This is a genomic window from Microbacterium sp. NPDC058345 (assembly GCF_042723855.1).
In the GTDB taxonomy this organism is placed as follows: Bacteria; Actinomycetota; Actinomycetes; order Actinomycetales; family Microbacteriaceae; genus Microbacterium.
The window spans coordinates 303,513-323,114 of sequence record NZ_JBHXIG010000001.1; the positions used below are offsets into that span (position 1 = coordinate 303,513).

The 19,602-nt window shown below is 70.1% G+C and carries 17 protein-coding genes and 1 pseudogene; 6 read left to right on the forward strand and 12 right to left on the reverse strand.

What is annotated here, in order from left to right; all coding sequences use genetic code 11:
• Window positions 1-3 precede the first annotated feature (3 nt).
• On the forward strand, window positions 4-297 hold the full coding sequence (locus ACFWH5_RS01620; protein WP_378831022.1) for a hypothetical protein: 294 nt from the start codon (window positions 4-6) through the stop codon (window positions 295-297).
• Here the strand turns inward: ACFWH5_RS01620 and ACFWH5_RS01625 are convergent.
• The gene (locus tag ACFWH5_RS01625) at window positions 267-941 is read right to left on the reverse strand and encodes a hypothetical protein (protein ID WP_378831024.1); all 675 of its coding nucleotides are present in this window, start codon (window positions 939-941) and stop codon (window positions 267-269) included. The genes ACFWH5_RS01620 and ACFWH5_RS01625 overlap by 31 nt on opposite strands.
• Here ACFWH5_RS01625 and ACFWH5_RS01630 point away from each other — a divergent pair.
• Together ACFWH5_RS01630 and ACFWH5_RS01635 are read left to right on the forward strand one after the other, a co-directional pair.
• Window positions 867-1,076, forward strand: a pseudogene (locus ACFWH5_RS01630) (FAD-binding oxidoreductase); the annotation flags it as partial. The gene ACFWH5_RS01625 and the pseudogene ACFWH5_RS01630 sit on opposite strands and share 75 nt — an antisense overlap.
• Window positions 1,069-1,464 carry an NUDIX domain-containing protein gene (locus ACFWH5_RS01635; protein ID WP_378831027.1) on the forward strand — a complete coding sequence of 132 codons (396 nt, stop codon included), beginning with the start codon at window positions 1,069-1,071 and terminating at the stop codon, window positions 1,462-1,464. The pseudogene ACFWH5_RS01630 and the gene ACFWH5_RS01635, both read left to right, overlap by 8 nt.
• An 86-nt stretch (window positions 1,465-1,550) precedes the next feature.
• On the opposite strand, the gene nagB is transcribed toward ACFWH5_RS01635, so the two are convergent.
• Genes nagB through ACFWH5_RS01650 form a run of 3 tightly spaced genes read right to left on the reverse strand, consistent with a single transcriptional unit; the run spans window position 1,551 to window position 4,469 of the window.
• Window positions 1,551-2,330, reverse strand: coding sequence for a glucosamine-6-phosphate deaminase (gene nagB, locus ACFWH5_RS01640; RefSeq protein WP_378831030.1), 780 nt, complete (start codon window positions 2,328-2,330; stop codon window positions 1,551-1,553).
• The gene (locus tag ACFWH5_RS01645) at window positions 2,323-3,288 is read right to left on the reverse strand and encodes an ROK family protein (RefSeq protein WP_378831032.1); all 966 of its coding nucleotides are present in this window, start codon (window positions 3,286-3,288) and stop codon (window positions 2,323-2,325) included. Before ACFWH5_RS01645 ends, nagB begins: the two co-directional genes overlap by 8 nt.
• On the reverse strand, window positions 3,285-4,469 hold the full coding sequence (locus ACFWH5_RS01650; RefSeq protein ID WP_378831035.1) for an ROK family protein: 1,185 nt from the start codon (window positions 4,467-4,469) through the stop codon (window positions 3,285-3,287). The genes ACFWH5_RS01645 and ACFWH5_RS01650 overlap by 4 nt, the downstream gene beginning before the upstream one ends.
• A 175-nt stretch (window positions 4,470-4,644) precedes the next feature.
• On the opposite strand from ACFWH5_RS01650, the gene ACFWH5_RS01655 reads away from it, so the two are divergent.
• Window positions 4,645-6,105, forward strand: a complete 1,461-nt coding sequence (locus ACFWH5_RS01655) for a L,D-transpeptidase family protein (protein WP_378831037.1) — start codon at window positions 4,645-4,647, stop codon at window positions 6,103-6,105.
• 61 nt (window positions 6,106-6,166) lie between these two features.
• Here ACFWH5_RS01655 and ACFWH5_RS01660 read toward each other — a convergent pair whose 3' ends face one another.
• Window positions 6,167-8,383: an NADP-dependent isocitrate dehydrogenase gene (locus ACFWH5_RS01660; RefSeq protein ID WP_378831039.1), complete on the reverse strand. Its 2,217-nt coding sequence runs from the start codon at window positions 8,381-8,383 to the stop codon at window positions 6,167-6,169.
• 94 nt (window positions 8,384-8,477) lie between these two features.
• Here ACFWH5_RS01660 and ACFWH5_RS01665 point away from each other — a divergent pair, with 94 nt between their 5' ends.
• Entirely contained in the window at window positions 8,478-8,936 is a 459-nt protein-coding gene (locus tag ACFWH5_RS01665; RefSeq protein ID WP_378831041.1) for a GNAT family N-acetyltransferase, read from the forward strand.
• 281 nt (window positions 8,937-9,217) lie between these two features.
• Entirely contained in the window at window positions 9,218-10,072 is an 855-nt protein-coding gene (locus ACFWH5_RS01670) for an endonuclease domain-containing protein (RefSeq protein ID WP_378831043.1), read from the forward strand.
• 34 nt (window positions 10,073-10,106) lie between these two features.
• On the opposite strand, the gene ACFWH5_RS01675 is transcribed toward ACFWH5_RS01670, so the two are convergent.
• The 7 genes from ACFWH5_RS01675 to purN form a co-directional block, all read right to left on the reverse strand.
• Complete coding sequence (locus ACFWH5_RS01675; protein ID WP_378831045.1) at window positions 10,107-10,925, reverse strand: hypothetical protein; 819 nt, start codon at window positions 10,923-10,925, stop codon at window positions 10,107-10,109.
• Between the two features lie 105 nt (window positions 10,926-11,030).
• Window positions 11,031-12,839, reverse strand: a complete 1,809-nt coding sequence (locus tag ACFWH5_RS01680) for an ABC transporter ATP-binding protein (protein WP_378831047.1) — start codon at window positions 12,837-12,839, stop codon at window positions 11,031-11,033.
• The gene (locus ACFWH5_RS01685; protein WP_378831049.1) at window positions 12,836-14,743 is read right to left on the reverse strand and encodes an ABC transporter ATP-binding protein; all 1,908 of its coding nucleotides are present in this window, start codon (window positions 14,741-14,743) and stop codon (window positions 12,836-12,838) included. Before ACFWH5_RS01685 ends, ACFWH5_RS01680 begins: the two co-directional genes overlap by 4 nt.
• A 342-nt stretch (window positions 14,744-15,085) precedes the next feature.
• A complete protein-coding gene (locus ACFWH5_RS01690; protein ID WP_378831051.1) occupies window positions 15,086-15,595 on the reverse strand; it encodes a methylated-DNA--[protein]-cysteine S-methyltransferase in 510 nt (169 codons plus the stop codon).
• Window positions 15,592-17,106: a DNA-3-methyladenine glycosylase 2 family protein gene (locus ACFWH5_RS01695; RefSeq protein WP_378831053.1), complete on the reverse strand. Its 1,515-nt coding sequence runs from the start codon at window positions 17,104-17,106 to the stop codon at window positions 15,592-15,594. Before ACFWH5_RS01695 ends, ACFWH5_RS01690 begins: the two co-directional genes overlap by 4 nt.
• A gap of 219 nt (window positions 17,107-17,325) precedes the next feature.
• Entirely contained in the window at window positions 17,326-18,933 is a 1,608-nt protein-coding gene (gene purH / locus ACFWH5_RS01700; RefSeq protein WP_378831055.1) for a bifunctional phosphoribosylaminoimidazolecarboxamide formyltransferase/IMP cyclohydrolase, read from the reverse strand.
• Window positions 18,934-18,970: 37 nt separating this feature from the next.
• On the reverse strand, window positions 18,971-19,552 hold the full coding sequence (gene purN / locus ACFWH5_RS01705; RefSeq protein ID WP_378831058.1) for a phosphoribosylglycinamide formyltransferase: 582 nt from the start codon (window positions 19,550-19,552) through the stop codon (window positions 18,971-18,973).
• Between the last annotated feature and the right edge of the window lie 50 nt (window positions 19,553-19,602).

The window sequence follows — 19,602 nt, forward strand, 5'->3', positions numbered from 1 at the left end:
GCGATGAGCATCAACGGCGCGCTCTTGGTATCCGACGCGCAGTACCGCGACATCCACGCCGGTCTGCGGGTCGTGCGCGCCTGGGCGGAGGCCGATGACTATCCGGAAGCCGCGCTGGACGAAGCACTGCAACGCGAGGATGGACCGGCCGGCACCGCCATCGGTCTCGCGACCGTCGCACGCCTGCTCGCCATCGAACTCGCGGCCGCAAGCGGAAGGACCGAGATCGCGGTCCTCGACGACCTCGCCGCCACGATGCATCGGCTTCAGTATCCGTTATCCCGCGCTCCCAAGTGATGACGCAGCACGTACTTCATCACACCACCGTGCCGGAACAACTCGTGTTCTCGCGGCGTGTCGAGTCGGACGATGACATCGAACTCGATCGAATCGGCCCGAACCGTGACGCGGGATGGCATTGATCCGGCATGGAGCGTGGCGAGACCCCGGATATCGAAGTGCTCGGCGCCCGTGAGACCCAGGGTGCGAGCGCTGACGCCAGCGGGAAACTCAAGGGGAAGCACCCCCATTCCGACGAGATTCGCCCGGTGGATGCGCTCGAAGGATTCAGCGAGTACGACTCGCACGCCAAGCAGGGCTGGTGCCTTCGCAGCCCAATCACGCGAGGACCCTGTGCCGTACTCCTTTCCGCCGATGATCACGAGGGGGACCCGATCCGTGCGGTATGACTCTGCGGCATCGTAGACAGTCTGCTGCTCACCACCGCGCAGAAAGTTTCGCGTGAATCCGCCTTCCACACCCGGAAGCAGCAGATTGCGCAGCCGGACGTTCGAGAAGCATCCGCGCATCATCACCTCATGATTCCCGCGGCGCGACGCGTAGGTGTTCAGCGCTGTCTGCGGAACGCCTTGGTCGGCGAGATAGCGACCGGCGACGGACGCCGCGGGAATCGCCTGGGCGGCACGCTCACCGGCGAGCACGGCATCGGCACGCTGAAGAGCCGCTGGCTCGCCGCCGAGCTGGGTGACGATCAATGGCAGCTGCAGCGGCAGATCGTGCAGCTCTTCGACCCGCAGGGCATCCTCAACCCCGGCAAGGTGTTCGCCGATGCCTGACATCCACGTCAGCGCCGCCGTCGTGGTGGACGCCGACGGCCGGGCGCTGGTGGTACGCAAGCACGGCACCACGCGCTTCATGCAGCCCGGAGGCAAGCCCGAGCCCGGTGAGACGCCGGCGCAGACCCTGGTGCGCGAACTCGAGGAGGAGCTCGCGCTGCGCGTCGACGAATCGCAGCTGCGACCGCTCGGCACCTTCATCTCGGCCGCGGCCAACGAACCGGGCCACCGGGTGATCGCCACGGCGTTCGCCATGCGCGCCAAGGCGTCCGACGTCGCCGTGCAGGCCGAGCTCGCCGAGCTGCGCTGGCTCGCGCGCGGCGAGTGGAACGCGGTGCCGCTCGCCCCGCTCAGCGAGGAGCACCTGCTGCCGATCGCCTGGGCCTGACCTCCGGCCCGCTGCATAAAGCATCCAGGTGCTGCACGGGCGTCGCTCGCTCGGCGGGATGAGCGTGCGGTTCGACGATGCCTGGGTCAGATCCCCTGCCAGTCCGGCTTGTTCGCGAAGGTGTACCGGTAGTAGTCGGCGAGCGTCAGCTTCGACGCGGCGGCCTCGTCGAGCACGACCGTCACGTGCGGGTGCAGCTGGATCGCCGACGCCGGGAGCATCGCGCTCACGGGGCCCTCGACCGCCGCGGCGACGGCATCCGCCTTGCCCTCGCCGAACGCGAGCAGCACCAGGTGGCGGGCGCGCAGGATCGTCCCGAGCCCCTGGGTGATGCAGTGCCGCGGCACGTCGTCGATCGATTCGAAGAAGCGTGCGTTGTCCTCGCGAGTCTGCTCCGTGAGCGTCTTCACGCGCGTGCTGGAGGCGAACGAGGATCCCGGCTCGTTGAAGCCGATGTGTCCGTCGGTGCCGATGCCGAGGATCTGCAGGTCGACGCCCCCGGCGGCGTCGATCGCCTGCTCGTAGTCGTCGCCGGCGTGCTCGATGGTCTGCACGGCGCCGTTGGGCACCCGGATGCGGTCGGGATCGAGCCCCAGCGGCTCGATGACCTCTCGGGTGATCACCGAGCGGTAGCTCTCGGGGTGGTCGGGGTCGAGGCCGACGTACTCGTCGAGCGCGAAGCCGCGCACCCGCGAGACGTCGTGGCCGGCGAGACGCTCGCGCAGCGCCTCGTACACCGGCAGCGGCGTCGAGCCGGTGGCAAGGCCCAGAACCGTGTCGGGCTTGGAGTCGATCAGGGCCACGATCTCGTCGGCGACCAGCGCACCGGCCGCGGACTTGCTCTTCACGATGACGACTTCAGCCATGAACGATGATCTCCTTGTCGAGGGGTGTGTGCGGCGAGGAGTCCGGCCCGAGAAGGGCTGCTCCGATCGCCGAGACCGGCGACGTGGCCGGAAGCAGTTCGATTCTCTCATCGAGGTGCAGCGAGCGCAGGAACGCGGATTCCCGGGCGTCGTCGCGCAGCGCCTGACGGATGCGGGGTTCGAGGCGATCGGCGAGCGCGGTGAGACCCCCGCCGATCACGACGGTCTCGACGTCTGCGGTCAGCACCAGCACGCGCACGGCCGCGGACACGCCGCGGGCGATGTCGGCGCGGAGCGCCGCAGCCACCTCGTCTCCGGCATCCGCCGCGTCGAGCACGTCCTTGACGGGAAGGTCTGCTGCGCGCCCCCAGGCCCGCGCGATGGCCCCGCCGCCGCAGAGGGTCTCGATGCATCCGCGCTGTCCGCATCCGCAGACGCGCCCGCCCGGTTCGACGACGAGGTGACCGACCTCACCCGCCGTTCCGCGTGCGCCGCGCCAGATGCGGCCGCCGATGACGATGCCCGCCGCGACGCCCGTGCCGATGTTCAGGTAGGCCATCGGCTCGTCGCCGCCGCCACGCAGTGCGGCCGCGCCCAGTGCCGCCGCCTTGACATCGTTCTCGACGTGGCACGGCACACCCAGCTGCTCGCTCACCCGAGGTCCGACGTCGAGTGATTCGACGCCGAGGTTCACGGCGTGCAGCACTCGTCCGGCATCGGCGTCCACGAGGCCTGGAATGCCCACGCCGACCGATCGGATGCCGCCGGCGGAGGAGCCGGCCTGTGCGGCGAGCTCCTGCGCCGCCGTCACGATCCCCTGCACGACCGCCTGCCCGCCCCAGCCCGTCGCGCGGCGCGTGCGGGCGACGATCTCACCGTGCGGGGTCAGTGCGACGCCGGCGATCTTCGTGCCGCCGACGTCCAGGCCGATGCGCAGACCGCTGCCGGGCGTGCTCACGACACTCCCAGCTGTGCGGAGAGCACCATCACCGCGGCGCCGCGCAGCACGATGTCGCGCTGCGTGCTGAAGCGGATGATCACGTCTTCGAACACCCCGTCGAGGGTGCGCTCGTGCAGCGTCCGCGTCGCCGCGTCCACGAAGACGGCGGACAGCGTCGCGCGGTGGCCCGAGAGCACCACCTCCGACAGGTCGAGCGCGGCGACGATCTGGGCGATGCCGATGCCGAGCCGTTCGCCGGCCCGACGCAGCGTCTCGTCGCGCTCGTCCGGCGCATCGGCGATCGCGCGCTCGATCCGCGGCAGATTGACCCACGCCTCCAGACACCCGTGCCTGCCGCAGGCGCACTCCGGTCCGGGGTCGGTGCCGACCACGACGTGCCCGATCTCGCCTGCCGCGAAGCGGCCGCCCATCAGCGGCTCTCCCCCGGTGATGAGTCCGGCGCCGACACCCCGGCCGATGCGGATGAGCATCAGGTCGGCGGGCGCGTCACCGAAGGTGTACTCGGCGAGCACCGCCGCGTTGGCATCGTTGCGCACCAGTACCGGCAGCTGCAGCTCGTGCTGCAGGCGCCCCTCCAGCGGGAAGTCCGTCCAGCCCAGGTTCGGGGCGCTCAGCACCATGCCGTCCGCGTGGACGACGCCGGGGGTGCCGATGCCGATGCCGAGCACCGGCCGTGTGGCCGCCTCGAGCAGCATCCTGGCCAGACGCAGAGCGGCGTCGTAAGCGGATTCGGCATCCGCGCTGTCCGGCAGCGGCACCGACCGGCGTTCCAGCACCCGGCCGTCGAGGTCGAGCACCGCCCCCTCGAACGCGGTCGCCCCCGAGAGGTCCACCCCGATGATGTGGTGCCCGGCGCGATCGATGTCGACGAGGATCGCCGGCTTGCCCGGCCCCGCCGCCTCGCGCACCCCGATCTCGGCGACGATCTCGTCGGCGATGAACTCGGCGACGAGATCCGAGATGGTCACGCGGGTGAGTCCCGTCTCCCGTGAGAGATCGGCGCGACTCATCGCCCCGCGGTGATAGAGGGTCTGCAGCACGAGGGCACGATTGTGCGCGCGGGCCTGTTCCGGCAGCACCTTGCCGGTCGAGCGGAGCCGCCTGCCCGCACCGAACGAATGCGCGCGACCGGCGGCGTGGAGGGTCGCACGCCCGGGGCCGGATTCCGGTGGGGTCATATTTGTTAGTAGACCTTACGAACCCGCCCTGCGCAAGGCCGGACGCCGTCGTGGTGCGCGGGTTACCGAAACGTTACTCCATCCGCGCCCGGCAGCGCAGGACGTTGCCCCGTCGTTATCACCCGTCCCGTACCATGAACGCAGAACGTCACGCTGATCATTGGGGGGTGAGTCCGTGACTGATGTGATCTCCGGACCGGACACGGGTGCACTCAGCGTGTTCTCGTCCGAGATGCCCACCGAGGCTGCGCCTCCCGCCGACGGCGATCGTCCGATGGAGTGGGCCCCTCAGGAGCCGGCACCGAAGCGACGCCGCACCGGCCTGTGGGTCGGCCTGGGCCTCGGCGCGCTCGCACTCGCCGCGGGTGGCGCCTCGATGGTGCTCATCGCCCCCGGCACGACGATCGCCGGGGTGGCCGTCGGAGGGATGACCCCCGGCATGGCCGCCGAGGCCATCAGCGGACATCTGGCCTCGGCGCGCATCGAGCTCACCGGGGCAGGCGGCGGCGCCACCGTCAGCGGGGCCGATCTCGGGGCGAGCGTCGACGCGTCGGCGCTGGCCGAGCAGGCCTTCGCCGATCGCCCGCTGTGGAACGTCGGCGCGTGGATGGGCGAGCCCGTCCTCGTCGACGTCGCCCTCGACCCGGATGCGGCCGACCGCGCGCTGCGCGCCGCCGTCCCGGACAGCTACGTCGATCCTGTCGACGCGACGGTCGCCTACGACGCCGCCGCGAAGAAGTACGTCATGACCGCCGACGAGTCGGGCACGGGTATCTCGGTGCCCGACCTCGAGGCGGCCTTCACCGCGGCCACGCAGGAAGGCGACTTCGACTTCACCTTCCCCGGCGACGCGACGGAGGCCGTGGCCGACATCACGGCCGACGAGGCCACCGCTGCGACCGAGCAGCTCAACGGGATGCTCGCCGAGATCGGCTTCTACGTCGGCGACGAGCGCACCGTGCCCGTCGCCCCCGACGTCGCCGCTCAGTGGCTGACGGTGACCCCCGTCGACGGCCGGCTCACGGTGAGCGCCGATCCTGCCGCGATCCAGACCGTGGTCGACACACTGCCGAAGCTCGTCGATCGCGAGGTGGTCAATGCCGCCAACATCGTCGACTCCCAGGGCACGGTGCTGCGCGAGGTCACGGCGGGCAAGGAAGGCCGTGTGCTCGGCGACACCTCCGACACCGCCGACGACTACGCCACCGCACTCGAGAGTGGCGACGCCGCATTCCAGCTGCCGGTGACCACCACCCCGTTCGAGACCACCGACCTGTACCGGCGCATCGAGACCGACCTGGGCAGCCAGCGGGTGTACCTCTACGAGAACGAGAAGCTCGTCGACTCGTGGGCGATCTCCTCCGGTCTGTGGGAGACGCCCACTCCGACCGGACGCTTCAAGGTCTTCGCGCACACCGCCATGCAGGACATGGGATGCTTCGAGGGCGCCGCCTACTGCACCGAGAACGTGCCCTGGAACACCTGGTTCGCCCCGAACATCGCATTCCACGGCGCGTACTGGCACAACAACTTCGGTCAGCGCATGAGCCACGGCTGCGTGAACCTGCCGCCGTCGCTCGCGAAGCAGATCTACGACTGGGCACCCGTGGGCCTGGAGGTCTGGGTGCACAGCTGAGCGCCGGCATGAACGACGGAGGGCGGATGCTTCGCAGCATCCGCCCTCCTTCTTCGTTCGATCAGATCGCGTCGACGATGCCGTTGAGCGTGGCCGACGGACGCATCGCCTCGGTGACCTTGGCGGCATCCGGCCGGTAGTAGCCCCCGATGTCGACCGGCGAGCCCTGCACGGCGTTCAGCTCCTCGACGATCTGCTGCTCCTTCGCGGTGAGTGATTCGGCGATCGGCGTGAAGGCGGCGGCCAGATCGGCGTCCTTCGTCTGCTTCGCCAGCTCCTGCGCCCAGTAGAGGGCGAGGTAGAAGTGGCTGCCGCGGTTGTCGATCGTGCCCAGCGCACGGCCAGGCGAACGGTCTTCCTCGAGGAAGGTGCCGGTCGCGGCATCCAGCGTCTCGGCGAGGACGCGCGCCTTCTCGTTGCCGGCACGGTCGGCGAAGTGCTCGAGCGACGCGGCGAGGGCGAAGAACTCGCCCAGCGAGTCCCACCGCAGGTAGTTCTCGCCGACGAGCTGCTGCACGTGCTTCGGCGCCGAGCCGCCCGCGCCGGTCTCGAACAGGCCGCCGCCGGCCAGCAGCGGCACGATCGAGAGCATCTTGGCGCTGGTGCCGACCTCGAGGATCGGGAACAGGTCGGTCAGGTAGTCGCGCAGCACGTTGCCGGTCACCGAGATGGTGTCGAGACCGTGACGCATGCGAGCCAGCGTGTAGCGCGTCGCCTCCTCGGGGGCGAGGATCGTGATCGTCAGCCCCTTGGTGTCGAGCGTGGCGAGTCCCTGGTGCACCTTGGCGATGATCTGCGCGTCGTGCGAGCGGTTCGCATCGAGCCAGAACACGGCAGGGGCGCCGGTGGCGCGAGCGCGGGTGACGGCCAGCTTGACCCAGTCCATCACCGGGATGTGCTTGGTCTGGGTCGCGCGCCAGATGTCGCCCGCCTCGACTTCGTGCTCGATGAGCACCGTCCCCTCGCCGTCGAGCACCTGCACGGTGCCCGCCGAGGCGATCTCGAAGGTCTTGTCGTGGCTGCCGTATTCCTCGGCCGCCTGAGCCATCAGGCCCACGTTGGGCACGGTGCCGATGGCCGCGGGGTCGAGCGGACCGTTCGCGATGACGTCGTCGATCACGGCCTGGTAGACGCTCGCGTACGACGAGTCGGGGATGACGGCGATGGTGTCGGCCTCGCCGCCGTCGGCGCCCCACAGCTTGCCGCCGTTGCGCACCAGGGCGGGCATCGACGCGTCGACGATCACGTCGCTGGGCACGTGCAGGTTGGTGATCCCCTTGTCGGAGTTGACGTACGACAGGCGCGGTCCCTCGGCCATGGCCTTGTCGAACGCCGCGGCGATCTCGTCACCGCCGGCGACCCCGGCCAGCCCCGAAAGGATCGACCCGAGGCCGTCGTTGGCGCTGAGTCCCGCTTCGGCGAGCGTGTCGCCGTACCGGGCGAAGACGTCAGCGAAGAACGCCTTCACCACGTGACCGAAGATGATCGGGTCGCTGACCTTCATCATCGTGGCCTTGAGGTGCACCGAGTACAGCACCTCGTCGGCCTTCGCCGCTTCGAGCGTCTCGGCGAGGAAGGCGTCGAGGTTCTTCGCCGACAGGAAGGTGGCGTCGACGATCTCGCGCGGCAGCACCTTCAGGCCGTCCTTCAGCACCGTGACGGTGCCGTCGGTCGCGGTGTGACGGAAGGTGAGCACGTCGTCGTGGGCGGCCACCCAGGAGCGCTCGTTGTGCTTGAAGTCGTCGTGGCCCATGGTGGCGACCCGCGTCTTGGAGCCCTCGGCGAACGGCTTGTTGCGGTGCGGGTGCTTCTTGGCGTAGTTCTTCACCGCGAGCGGCGCGCGGCGGTCGCTGTTGCCCTCGCGCAGCACGGGGTTGACCGCAGAGCCCTTGATGCGGTCGTAGCGCGCGCGGACGTCCTTCTCCTCGAGGGACTGCGGCTCATCCGGGTACTCCGGGATGTCGTAGCCCTGCTGCCGCAGCTCGGCGATGGCGGCCTTCAGCTGCGGAATGGACGCCGAGATGTTCGGCAGCTTGATGATGTTCGCCTCGGGAAGCGTGGCGAGCCCGCCGAGCTCGGCCAGCGCGTCGCCGACCTGCTGCTCGGGGGTGAGCTTCTGCGGGAAGGCGGCGAGGATGCGGCCTGCCAGGGAGATGTCGCGGAGCTCGACCTCGATGCCCGCCTGACCCGTGTAGGCCTTGATGATCGGCAGGAAGGAGGCGGTCGCCAGTGCCGGCGCCTCGTCTGTATAGGTGTAGATGATGGCGTCGTCGGTCACCGGAACTCCGTTCGCGAGGGCTGTTTATCTCGATACCAAGATACCCGAGACTTGTTTCGGCCACGGATCGTCGCGGAGGGTTTAGCCTGGGACCATGTCGGAACTGCGCGTGGAAGAACTCTCTGCGGCGACCATCGTCGCCGTCAACAATCTGTCGCTCAAGCCCGGGCAGGAGCAGTTCCTCGCGCCGGTCTCCTACGGCATCGCCGCGACCGCGGTGAACCCGCAGACCTCCTGGCAGCGCGTCGTGCTCGACGGCGACGAGGTCGTCGGCTTCGTCAGCGCGAGCTTCGGCGCGGACACGCCGGACGAGCACTTCCACAACGTCCTGTGGCGGATCAACGTCGATGCCGACGATCAGCGTCGCGGCATCGGCCGCTTCGCCGTGAACGCCCTGATCGACGAGGCCCGCGCACGCGGCGTCGATCACGTGAACGTGATCTATGAGGCCGGCGCAGACGGACCCGAGGCGTTCTTCCGACGCGTCGGCTTCGAACCGGTCGGCGAGACCGAGTACGCCGAGGTCGTCGCCACGATCCGAGTCACATCGTAGACCGGCGGCGGGGTCCCGGATCCCCTCCCCCACCGGGGCTCCGTCGCCGCTGGTCGAGCCGACGGCCGATGCGCTGCCCGCTTCGCGCCGGCCGCCGCCCCCACGTTTTCAGGATGCATGCACTTCTGAAGGATGCAGTGGCATGCCGCATCCTTCAGAGTTGCATCCATCCTTCAAAGTTGCGCGGCCGTTCGCCCTGCACAACCGACATCCCGCGAGGTCGTTCCACAGATCGCGCATTCTCGGCGCCGACCGCTGCCTGCATCCCGGATGCTGGCGGGATGAGCCTGCTCTCCTGGCTGCGCGAGCGACGCGGCATCGGTCACCGGGAGGACGCCGCGGATGCCGGTTACGGCCCGTCGCGTGTCCGTGCTGCGATTCGCGCCGGCGTCGTGCGCCGCATCCGCGCGAAGTGGATCGCGCTCGATTCCGCGGCGCCTGAGCTCGTCGGTGCCGCTGAGTCGGGTGGCGCGCTGACGTGCGTCTCGCTCGCTCGTCGGCGCGGTTGGTGGGTTCCCCCGGATGCCGACGGGCTGCTCCACCTTCATCTTCCGGCGAACGGCGCCGTTCGCGCCGAGGGTATCCACGCGCACTGGTCGAAACCGCTCGCACCGTCGCGGCCGCGCATCCTCGAGGCCTCGGTCGAGGATGCGCTGGCGGATGCTGCGCAGTGCTTCGCCCTGGACCAAGCGGTCGCGATCTGGGAGTCGGCGCTTCGCGTCGAAGCGATCTCGCTCGATTCGCTCCGCCGCGTGCCATGGCGCAGCGCCTCCGCGATGCGCTGCCTGGAGCATGTGCGCCCGGGAACCGGCTCCTCACTCGAGACCGTCTTCCATGTGCGGCTGAGTGGCTGGGGAGTGAGGCTGCGATGTCAGGTGCGCCTCGCCGGACACGATGTCGATTTCCTCATCGGCACGCATCTGATCGTGCAGATCGACGGCTGGGCTCACCACTCCTCATCCGCTGACCGCACGCGCGATCTCGCTCACGACGCCGAACTGCGGATGCGCGGGTACACCGTGCTGCGCTACTCCTACGCACAGGTGATCTACGACTGGGATCACGTCGAGCGAACCCTGGCTGCCGCGATGAGCCGCGGATTGCACCTGGCACCGGAAGTGCGGCGGCGCGCCTGATATCGTCGGTGCGCCGGGCCGGTCCGAGGCCGGGTCAGCGCTGGTCGCGCGTCTCGTCACCCGAGCGGTCGTCGGAGCGTCCGCGATCGCTCCACGCGCTGAGCATGTCGGTGGTGCGGTTCAGCACCTCGGTGGTGCGCACCATGAAGGTGCGCGCGGCATCCCGCAGCGCCTCGGGCATCTCCGGCTGGTGCGGCTCGCCGCGCACGGCGCGCTCGGCGATGTCGAAGGCGCGCTCCAGCTTCTCGACGGCGTCGCGATAGGCCGCGAACTCGGATGCCGTGAATCGCGCCGCATCCGCCCTCGGCCGCAGCTCGCGCGCCGTCTGCAGCGCGGCGAGGAATGCCGATGTCGCAGGATGGCGTCCGTCGCTCATCGCGGGGAAGGCCAGCAGCTTCGCCGGATCGGTCTCGTACTCCATCCACCGGGCCAGCACAGCGTCATGGCGCGAGCGGAGCCGGTCGAGCGGCAGCTCGCCGCCGGCAGTCAGTGCGGTGCGCTCGGCGGACAGGCGTGCCCGTTCGGCCTTCACCCTGGCGGCCGCGGCCTTCGACTGCAGCTGCAGATCGTGCAGGGTGCGACGCGCGGCGGCGACCGCTCCGGCATCCGCTCTCGACGCCGCCCGCTCGGCAACCACGCGCGCCACCTCCGCCCGAGCGACCCGCACGGCGTCGACCGCGGCCCTGGCGTCCTGCTGGGCGCGACGCAGCTCGAGGCGCGCAGCCTCGTAGCCGAGCCGCTTGCCGCTCACCACGGCACGCCTCCGGAGCGCGGCGATGCCGATCGCTCCCGCACCGCCCGCGGCGGGGGCGATCCACCACAGCTCGGCTGCGGCCGCCCAGATCTGATCCACACCTTCCACCTAACCATGCGGCAGCCACCCGGGAACAGAAGAACGTGCCGCGCGGTGCCGACCGCTCGGGTCGTTCCGCGGGCACGTCCTCCCGGATGCCGGGCGTCAGACGAGCGTTTCCTGCCACGCCGCATGCAGCTGGGCGAACTTGCCCGTTCCGCCGATGAGCGCGTCAGGAGTGTCGTCCTCGATGATCCGACCGTGCTCCATCACCAGCACGCGATCGGCGATCGCGACCGTCGACAGGCGGTGCGCGATGATGATCGCCGTGCGGTCGGCGAGCAGGGTCTGCAGCGCCTCCTGGATGAGGCGCTCGGATGGGATGTCGAGCGACGCGGTCGCCTCGTCGAGGATCAGCACCGCCGGGTCGGCGAGGAAGGCGCGGGCGAACGAGATCAGCTGACGCTGTCCCGCCGACACCCGGCCGCCGCGCTTGTTGACGTCGGTGTTGTACCCGTCGGGCAGCGACGAGATGAACTCGTCGGCGCCGACCGCCCGCGCGGCCGCCCTGATCTCGTCGAGGGTGGCATCGGGCTTGCCCAGCGCGATGTTGTCGGCCACCGTGCCGCTGAACAGGTACGCCTCCTGCGTCACCATCACGATCGCCCGGCGCAGATCCTTGGGATGCAGCATCCGCAGATCCACGCCGTCGAGCGTGACCGTGCCCTCGGTCGGGTCGTAGAAGCGCGACACGAGCTTCGCGAGCGTCGACTTGCCGGCGCCGGTGGTGCCGACCAGCGCGATCGTCTGGCCTGCGGGGATGTCGAGTGAGAAGTTCGGCAGGATCGTCTTCTCGCCGTTGTACCCGAAGGTGACCTCGTCGAAGCGGATCGCCCCGCGCGACTCCCACAGGTCGACCGGCTTCTCGGGGTCGGGCACGGTCGGCTGCTCTTCGAGGACGCCCGACACCTTCTCCAGCGCCGCCGTGGCGGACTGGTAGGAGTTCAGGAACATCGCGATCTCCTGCATCGGCGCGAAGAAGTTGCGCACGTACAGCACCGTCGACAGCAGCACGCCGACCCCGAGGGCACCGTCGGACACCCGGATGCCGCCCCACAGCACCACGAGTGCCAGCGTGAGCGCCGCGACACCCATCAGCCCGGGTTCGAAGGTGCCGAACAGCACCATCGAGCGCCGGTTGACGTCACGGTAGTCGCCGGCGACCTTGCGGAAGGTCGCGTCGTTGCGCGGTTCCTTGCGGAACGACTTCACGGCGCGGATGCCGGTCATCGTCTCGACGAACTGCACGATCACCTTCGCGCTGATCACCCGTGATTCGCGGTAGACCAGCTGCGAACGCCGGTAGAACCACCGCATCAGCAGCACCAGCGGCACACCGGCCAGCGCGAGGATGATGCCGGACTGCCAGTCGGCGATCGCGAGCGCGATGAAGGTGAACAGGCCGAACAGCACGCCGGAGACGAGGTTGTTCAGTCCCCCATCCAGCAGTTCGCGGATCGAGTCAAGGTCGCTGGTCTGGCGCGAGATGATGCGGCCCGACGTGTACGACTCGTGGAACTCGAGGCTGAGGCGCTGGGTGTGCAGGAAGATGCGCTTGCGTAGATCGAGCAGCACCGCCTGGGTGATGCGGGCGGCGAGCACGACGTACAGGCCGATGAGCGCGGCCGCGCTGATGCCGGCGATCAGGAAGATCGTGGTGATCATGAACGCGGGCATCCAGTCGCTGTCCTCGAGCAGCACGGGCAGGGCCCGGTCGAGTCCGATGCCGATCAGGATGGGCCCGGCCACCTGCAGTGCGGTCGAGACGACGAGCACGACGGCCGCGATGACGATCCGCAGCCGCAGCGGTTCGATGAGCGACCCGAGCAGCCGCAGCGATCGCTGGCGGATGGCGCGGCTCTCCTCCTTGGTGTAGTTCGAGCGGTCCTCGCCCTGAGTGCCGATGATGGTCATGCCTGCACCTCCTCTTCCTCGTCGGCTCCTGCTTCGGTGAAGGCGGCCTCCGCCTCTGCCGCGGCATGCGCTTCGGCGACCGCGTCGGTGATGACCGGGATCGCGCCGGTGCGCGCGGCCTCCTCGGCCTCGAGGCTGGAGATCACGTGTCGGTAGTGCCTGCTGCTGCGCAGCAGCTCGCTGTGCGTGCCGACGGCGGTGACGCGGCCTCTCTCCAGCAGCGCGACCCGGTCGGCCAGCGCGACCGTCGACGGACGATGCGCCACGATCAGGGCCGTGGTGTCGGCCAGCACGTGGCGCAGGGCTTCCTCGACGAGCGCCTCGGTGTCGACGTCGAGCGCCGACAGCGGATCGTCGAGCACGAGCACCCGAGGGTTCGCGGCGACGGCGCGGGCGAGCGCGAGGCGCTGCCGCTGGCCGCCCGAGAGGCTCAGCCCCTCCTCGCCGATGATCGTCTCGACACCCTCCGGCAGCGATTCGGTGAAGCCGGCCTGCGCCACGTCGAGCGCCTCGCGCAGCACGCGCTCGGCCTCGTCACTGTGGATGTCGAGGTCGGCCCGGCCGAGCAGCACGTTCTCGCGCACGGATGCCGAGAAGAGCGTGGCGTCCTCGAAGGCCATCGCGACGTGCCGGCGCAGTTCGGAGAGCTCCAGGTCGCGCACGTCGACGCCGTCGAGCGTGACGCGGCCGCCGGTGACGTCGTACAGGCGCGCGGGCAGGGTCGTGAGGGTGGTCTTGCCCGATCCGGTCAGCCCGACCAGCGCCATCGTCTCGCCCGGACGCAGCACCAGGTCGATGCCGTCGAGCAGGTCACGCTCCGACGCACCGGCATCCTGATAGCGGAAGTGCGCGCCCTCGAAGGCGAGCTCACCGCGCGGCTCGTCGATCCGCACCGGGGTCTCGGGATCAGTGATGGTGTTCGTCGCCTCGAAGATCTCGAACACGCGGTCGGTGGCGGTGCGGGCGTCCAGCATGAACGAGAACAGGAACCCGATCGACTCGATCGGCCAGCGCAGCACGGTCGCCATCGCGAAGAAGGCGAACAGCTGGGGCAGTTCGATGGCACCCTGCCAGATCAGCCAGATGCCCGAGATCAGGCTGAGCCCGAACGCGATCTGAGGCATCAGGTCGAGCCAGAACCAGATCTCGGCGATGGCGCGTGCCTTGCTGAGCTCGGTCTCGCGCAGCGTCTCGGCCTGACGGCTGAATCGGCCGAGGGCGTGCTTGCCCCGGCCGAACGCCTTGAGCACGCGGATGCCGTGCACGCTCTCCTCGACACTCGTGGCGAGGTCGCCCGCCTGATCCTGGCTGCGCCGGGCGAGCGTGCCGTAGCGCTTCTCGAACAGGTACCCCTGGATCCACATCGGGATGCCGGTGACGAGGAAGATCACGCCCAGCAGCCAGTGCCACTGGAACAGCAGCACCGCGCCGATGATGATCGTCAGGATGTTCACCACGAGCAGGATCAGGCCGAACGCCAGCCAGCGCCGGATGAGGCCGATGTCCTGCATCATGCGGCTGAGCAGCTGACCGGACTGCCAGCGGTCGTGGAAAGCCACCGGCAGCGACTGCAGCCGCGAGTAGAGCTGCGAGCGCATCTGGAACTCGACCTCGGTCGCCGGAGTCAGCACGAACCAGCGGCGCAGCCACACCATGGCGGCCTCGCCGAGCGCCAGCGCGAACACGGCGAGCGCGCCGGCGACGATCAGCCCCACCACACCCGACTTCAGCGGGCCGGCCACGAGCTGTTCGAGCACGATCGGGATCATCAGGGCGATGACGGCCGCGCCGAGCGCGCTGAGCGCACCGCCGACGAGACGTCCGACGACGGGGCGGACGAAGGGCTTCAGTCGCCACAGCGCGGCGAAGGTGGACAGGGACGACGAGGATTGCGTGGCAGACATGACTCTCAGGCGTGATGAGCGGACGACGAAGAAGGAGTCGGAGGCCGTGGGCCTCCGAGATCGGGCGGCGGGCGCGAACGATGCGCGCTCCGCGCTGTCTAATCGCGCAGGAGAGGCGCGCGCGAGCCGAGGGCGATGAACGTCGGGACTGTCGAGATCATGGTGTCCTCCTCGGGCTCGGCTTGGTCGGCCGGTCGGCGCGACAGCCTTTGAGCCTATTGCTATGAACCCGCTGAGGGCAAGAGGAATTCCGGCTTTCTGCTGTCGGCAGTCGAGCCGACGGGCGGCACCCCCACCCGCACGGCGGCGGGTGGGGGTGTCGGCGGGTGCCGTCGGGCGGGATCAGGCGGCCGGCGCGAAGGCGGCCGCCTCCCGTGCCAGCAGGCTCTGCTTCACGTCGAGTCCCCAGGCGAAGCCGCCGAGAGTGCCGTCGGACCGCAGCACACGATGGCAGGGCACGAACAGCGCCGGCGCGTTGCGCGCGCAGATGGAAGCCGCCGCGCGCACCGCCCGCGGGCTGCCGAGCGCGATGGCGAACTCGCTGTACGTCAGCGGCCGTCCCGGCGCGATCCGGCGCAGCGCCTCCCAGCCGGCGTGCTGTAGCCCGGTGCCGACCTGGTGCACCGTGACGGCGTCGATCGCCGACAGATCGCCGGCGTAGTACGCGGATGCGGCCGCGGCGGCATCCGTGTCTCCGTCATGCACGGCCGACGGCCGCAGCGACGGATGCACGCGGGCGAGGATCGTGTCATGGTCGGCGGTCCAGCCTGAAGCCAGCACCCGCTGGTCACTGTCGGCGAGGATGGTGAGGGCGCCGTCGGGGGTGTCGATGGTCTGGATGAGAGCGTTCATGTGGATTCCTTCTCGGTTACGGTCGTGGCCACCGCGCGCCGGGCGGGGCGCACCGGTGCCGCGCGCCACAGGTGCGCGGTGAGGTAGCTGCGCCAGGGGGCGGTGCGGGCGGCCCATCGGGTGATGCCCGCGGGGTCACTCGGGATGCCGGCCGCCGCCGCTCCGGCGCGCATGGCGACGTCTCCCGGCAGCAGCACATCGGGATCGCCGATGACCCGCATCCGCACGTAATCGGCCGTCCAGGGCCCGATACCGGGCATGGCGAGCAGCGCGGCGCGCTGCGTCGCCGCATCGTCGCCGACACCCAGCCGCAGAGAGCCGTCGGCGAGCGCTGCGGCGGCTCCGGTGACGGCACGGATGCGTGCTGCCGGACCACGCAGCACCTCGGACCCGCGCTCCGCGATGGCCGTCATCGTGGGGAAGAGCGTGCCGGAGGTGAGGCCCTCGCCGACACGCTCGCCGAGGGCCTCGGTGAGGGCGGTGAGCGCGGTGCGGGCGGCGACGACGGTGATCTGCTGGCCGATCATGGCGCGGATCAGCATCTCGTGCGGGTCGACTGCGCCCGGCACGCGGATGCCCGGCACCCGCGCCACCAGGGGGGCGAGTTCGGGGTGGGCGGCGAGCGCCTCGTCGACGGCGAGCGGATCGGCGTCGAGGTCGAAGAGCCGGCGGGTGCGCGCGACCAGCGGTGAGAGGTCGCCCAGCCTGGTCAGGCGGGCCCGCAGCCGGATGCGGCCGTCGTCGCTGCGCCGCAGCTCGAACCACGCCGGCCCGCCATCGAGACGAAGATGCCGGGCGAAGGTGCGCTCCCCCGCCTGCTCCGTGCCGGCGATCGCCCGCGCGGCCATCCAGGCGAACAGCCCGTCGGTGTCGATCGGATCTCGGTGCGGCAGCACCAGGTCGATCGCCCCAGGCGCCTGCGCGACGTCACCCCGTGCGGAGTGCCGGCGCGCGCGCAGCGCGCCCGGTGCCAGATCGAAGACCTCGCGGATGGTGTCGTTGAACTGGCGGATGCTGGCGAAGCCGGCCGAGAACGCCACATCGGCGATGGGCAGGTCGGTGCCGACGAGCAGCATCCGGGCCGTGTGCGCACGATGCGCGCGCGACAGGGCGAGCGGTCCCGCGCCGAGCTCGGTGACCAGCAGCCGGGTGAGGTGGCGTGACGAGTAGCCGAGTCGCTGTGCGAGCCCGGTGACACCCTCGCGCTCCACGACGCCGTCGGCGATGAGGCGCATCGCGCGGGCGGCGAGGTCGCCGCGCACATCCCAGTCCGGCGACCCGGGCGCCGCCTCGGGCAGGCAGCGCTTGCATGCCCGGTATCCGGCCTCGTGCGCGGCGGCGCTGGTCGGATAGAACGTGACGTTCACCGGCTTGGGGGTGCGTGCCGGACAGCTGGGCCGGCAGTAGATCCCCGTCGAGCGCACCGCGGTCACGAACTGGCCGTCGAAGCGGGTGTCGCGCGCGCTGATGGCGCGGTACCGCTCATCGAAGGTCATCGTCGGTGCGTTCATGCCTCCACTCTGTCACGTCCGAAACCCACCAGCTGGCGGAAATCGGACATCGCAGTGCCCCGCTGCCCGATCGCCCTCCCCAGGCAGCCATGCGCCCCCCACCCCCACGACCGTCACACTTTTCAGCAACTGTCACACCGATCAACGTGCCATTCGCTGAAAAGTGTGACAGGTGCGGGGTCGAGCGCGCGAAGCGCTGTGCCGAGGGGCGCGTGGGGATCAGTGGAAGAAGTGACGCTCGCCGGTGAAGAACATCGTCACGCCGGCCTTGCGCGCCGCATCCACGACCTCCTCATCGCGCACCGACCCGCCGGGCTGCACGATCGCCGTGATGCCGGCGTCGATGAGCACCTGCGGTCCGTCGGCGAACGGGAAGAACGCGTCGGATGCGGCGACCGAGCCCGCTGCCCGATCGCCCGCCCGCTCCACGGCGAGGCGGCACGAGTCGACCCGGTTCACCTGTCCCATGCCGACACCGACGGTCGCGTTGCCCTTGGCGAGCACGATGGCGTTGGACTTCACCGCGCGGCACGCCTTCCACGCGAAGATGAGGTTCTCCATCTCGGCGTCGTCGGGACGCTCACCCGAGACGAGTTCCCAGTTCTTGGCCACCGAGACGATGTCGTCGGGGAACCGGTCGGCGTCCTGCAGCAGCAGGCCGCCCGAGACCAGGCGCACGTCCATGCGCTCCTGCTGCCAGTCGACGGGCAGCTTCAGCAGGCGCAGGTTCTTCTTCGCCTTGAAGACGGCGAGGGCCGCGGGCTCGAAGTCGGGCGCGACGATCACCTCGGTGAAGATGTCCTTCAGGTTCTCGGCCATCTTCAGCGTGACGGTGCCGTTCGCCGCGATCACTCCGCCGTATGCCGACACCGGGTCGCACTCGTGCGCGCGCAGGTGCGCGCTGGCGATCGGGTCGAGGGCGTTCGGGGCGGTGGTCGCGATGCCGCACGGGTTGGCGTGCTTGATGATCGCCACCGCCGGCAGCACCATGTCGTACGCGGCGCGCAGCGCGGCATCCGCGTCGACGTAGTTGTTGTACGACATCTCCTTGCCCTGCAGCTGCGTGGCCTGTGCGATGCCGTGCCCGCCCGCGCGGGTGTAGATCGCGCCGCGCTGGTGCGAGTTCTCGCCGTAGCGCAGCGTGGCCAGGCGCTCGGCCTTGATGGTCAGGTGCGCCGGAAGATGGCCGCTGTCGGCGAGCGTGCCCTCGGCGAACCACTGCGCGACCGCGGAGTCGTACGTCGCGGTGTGCGAGAACGCCCGTGCCGCGAGCTCGCGGCGCTGCGTGAGGGTCGTGCCGCCTTCGGCGACCGCCTCGATGACCGCGGGATACGACTCCGGTGAGACGACGATCGCGACGTTGGCATGGTTCTTCGCGGCGGCGCGCACCATCGCGGGGCCGCCGATGTCGATCTGCTCGACGACCGCATCGGGCTCGGCGCCGGAGGCGACGGTCTCGACGAACGGGTAGAGGTTGACCACGACGAGTTCGAACGGCTCGATGTCGAGCTCGCCGAGCTGACGCTCGTGGTCTTCGAGCCGCAGATCGGCGAGCAGGCCGCCGTGGATCTTCGGGTGCAGGGTCTTGACCCGCCCGTCGAGCATCTCGGCCACGCCGGTGACGGCGGCCACGTCGGTGACCTCGTGGCCCGACTCGCGGATCGTGGCCGCGGTGGAGCCGGTGGAGACGATCTCCACGCCGGCGTCGGCGAGGGCGGCCGCGAGCTCGAGCAGGCCGGTCTTGTCGCTCACCGAGACGAGTGCGCGGCGGATCGGAACGAGATCGCGGTCGCGGTACAGCGAGGGGTCCAGGCGAGGGCCGGCCATGGGGATGCTCCTTCGTTCGGGCGTTCGTGGGGAGGGGTCAGGGGGCGAGCACGAGATCGCCGGTGGCGATGCGGCGCACGACGTCGATGAGCAGGCGGCGCTCGACCGGCTTGATGCGCTCGTGCAGGCTGTGCTCGGTGTCGCCGGGAAGCACCGGGATGCGCTCCTGAGCGAGGATGGGTCCGCTGTCGACGCCGTCGTCGACGACGATCACGCTGGCACCGGTCTCGGTGACGCCCGCGGCGAGCGCGTCGCGGACGCCGTGCGCTCCGGGGAACTCCGGCAGGTAGGCGGGGTGGGTGTTCACGATGCGGGGTGAGTAGCGGGTGACGACGGATGCCGGCAGCAGACGCATCAGGCCGCTGAGCACGATGAGGTCCGGGCTCCACACGTCGAGCTGACGTGCCACCTCCTCGCCCCAGTGCTCCCGGCTCTCGTGCATGTGGAACGGCACGGTGAAGGTCGGGATGCCGAACTCCTCGGCGTGGGCGAGCCCCGGGGCGTCGCGGTCGGCTCCCACGACGACGACGCGCGCGGGGAAATCGCTGTGGCTGGCGGCCTCGAGCAGGGCTCGCAGGTTGGAGCCGGTACCGGAGATGAGAACGGCGAGCGTCAGCACCGAGCCAGTCTACCGGCGCGCGTGCGCCGTCCGAGACGCACCGGCGTGGG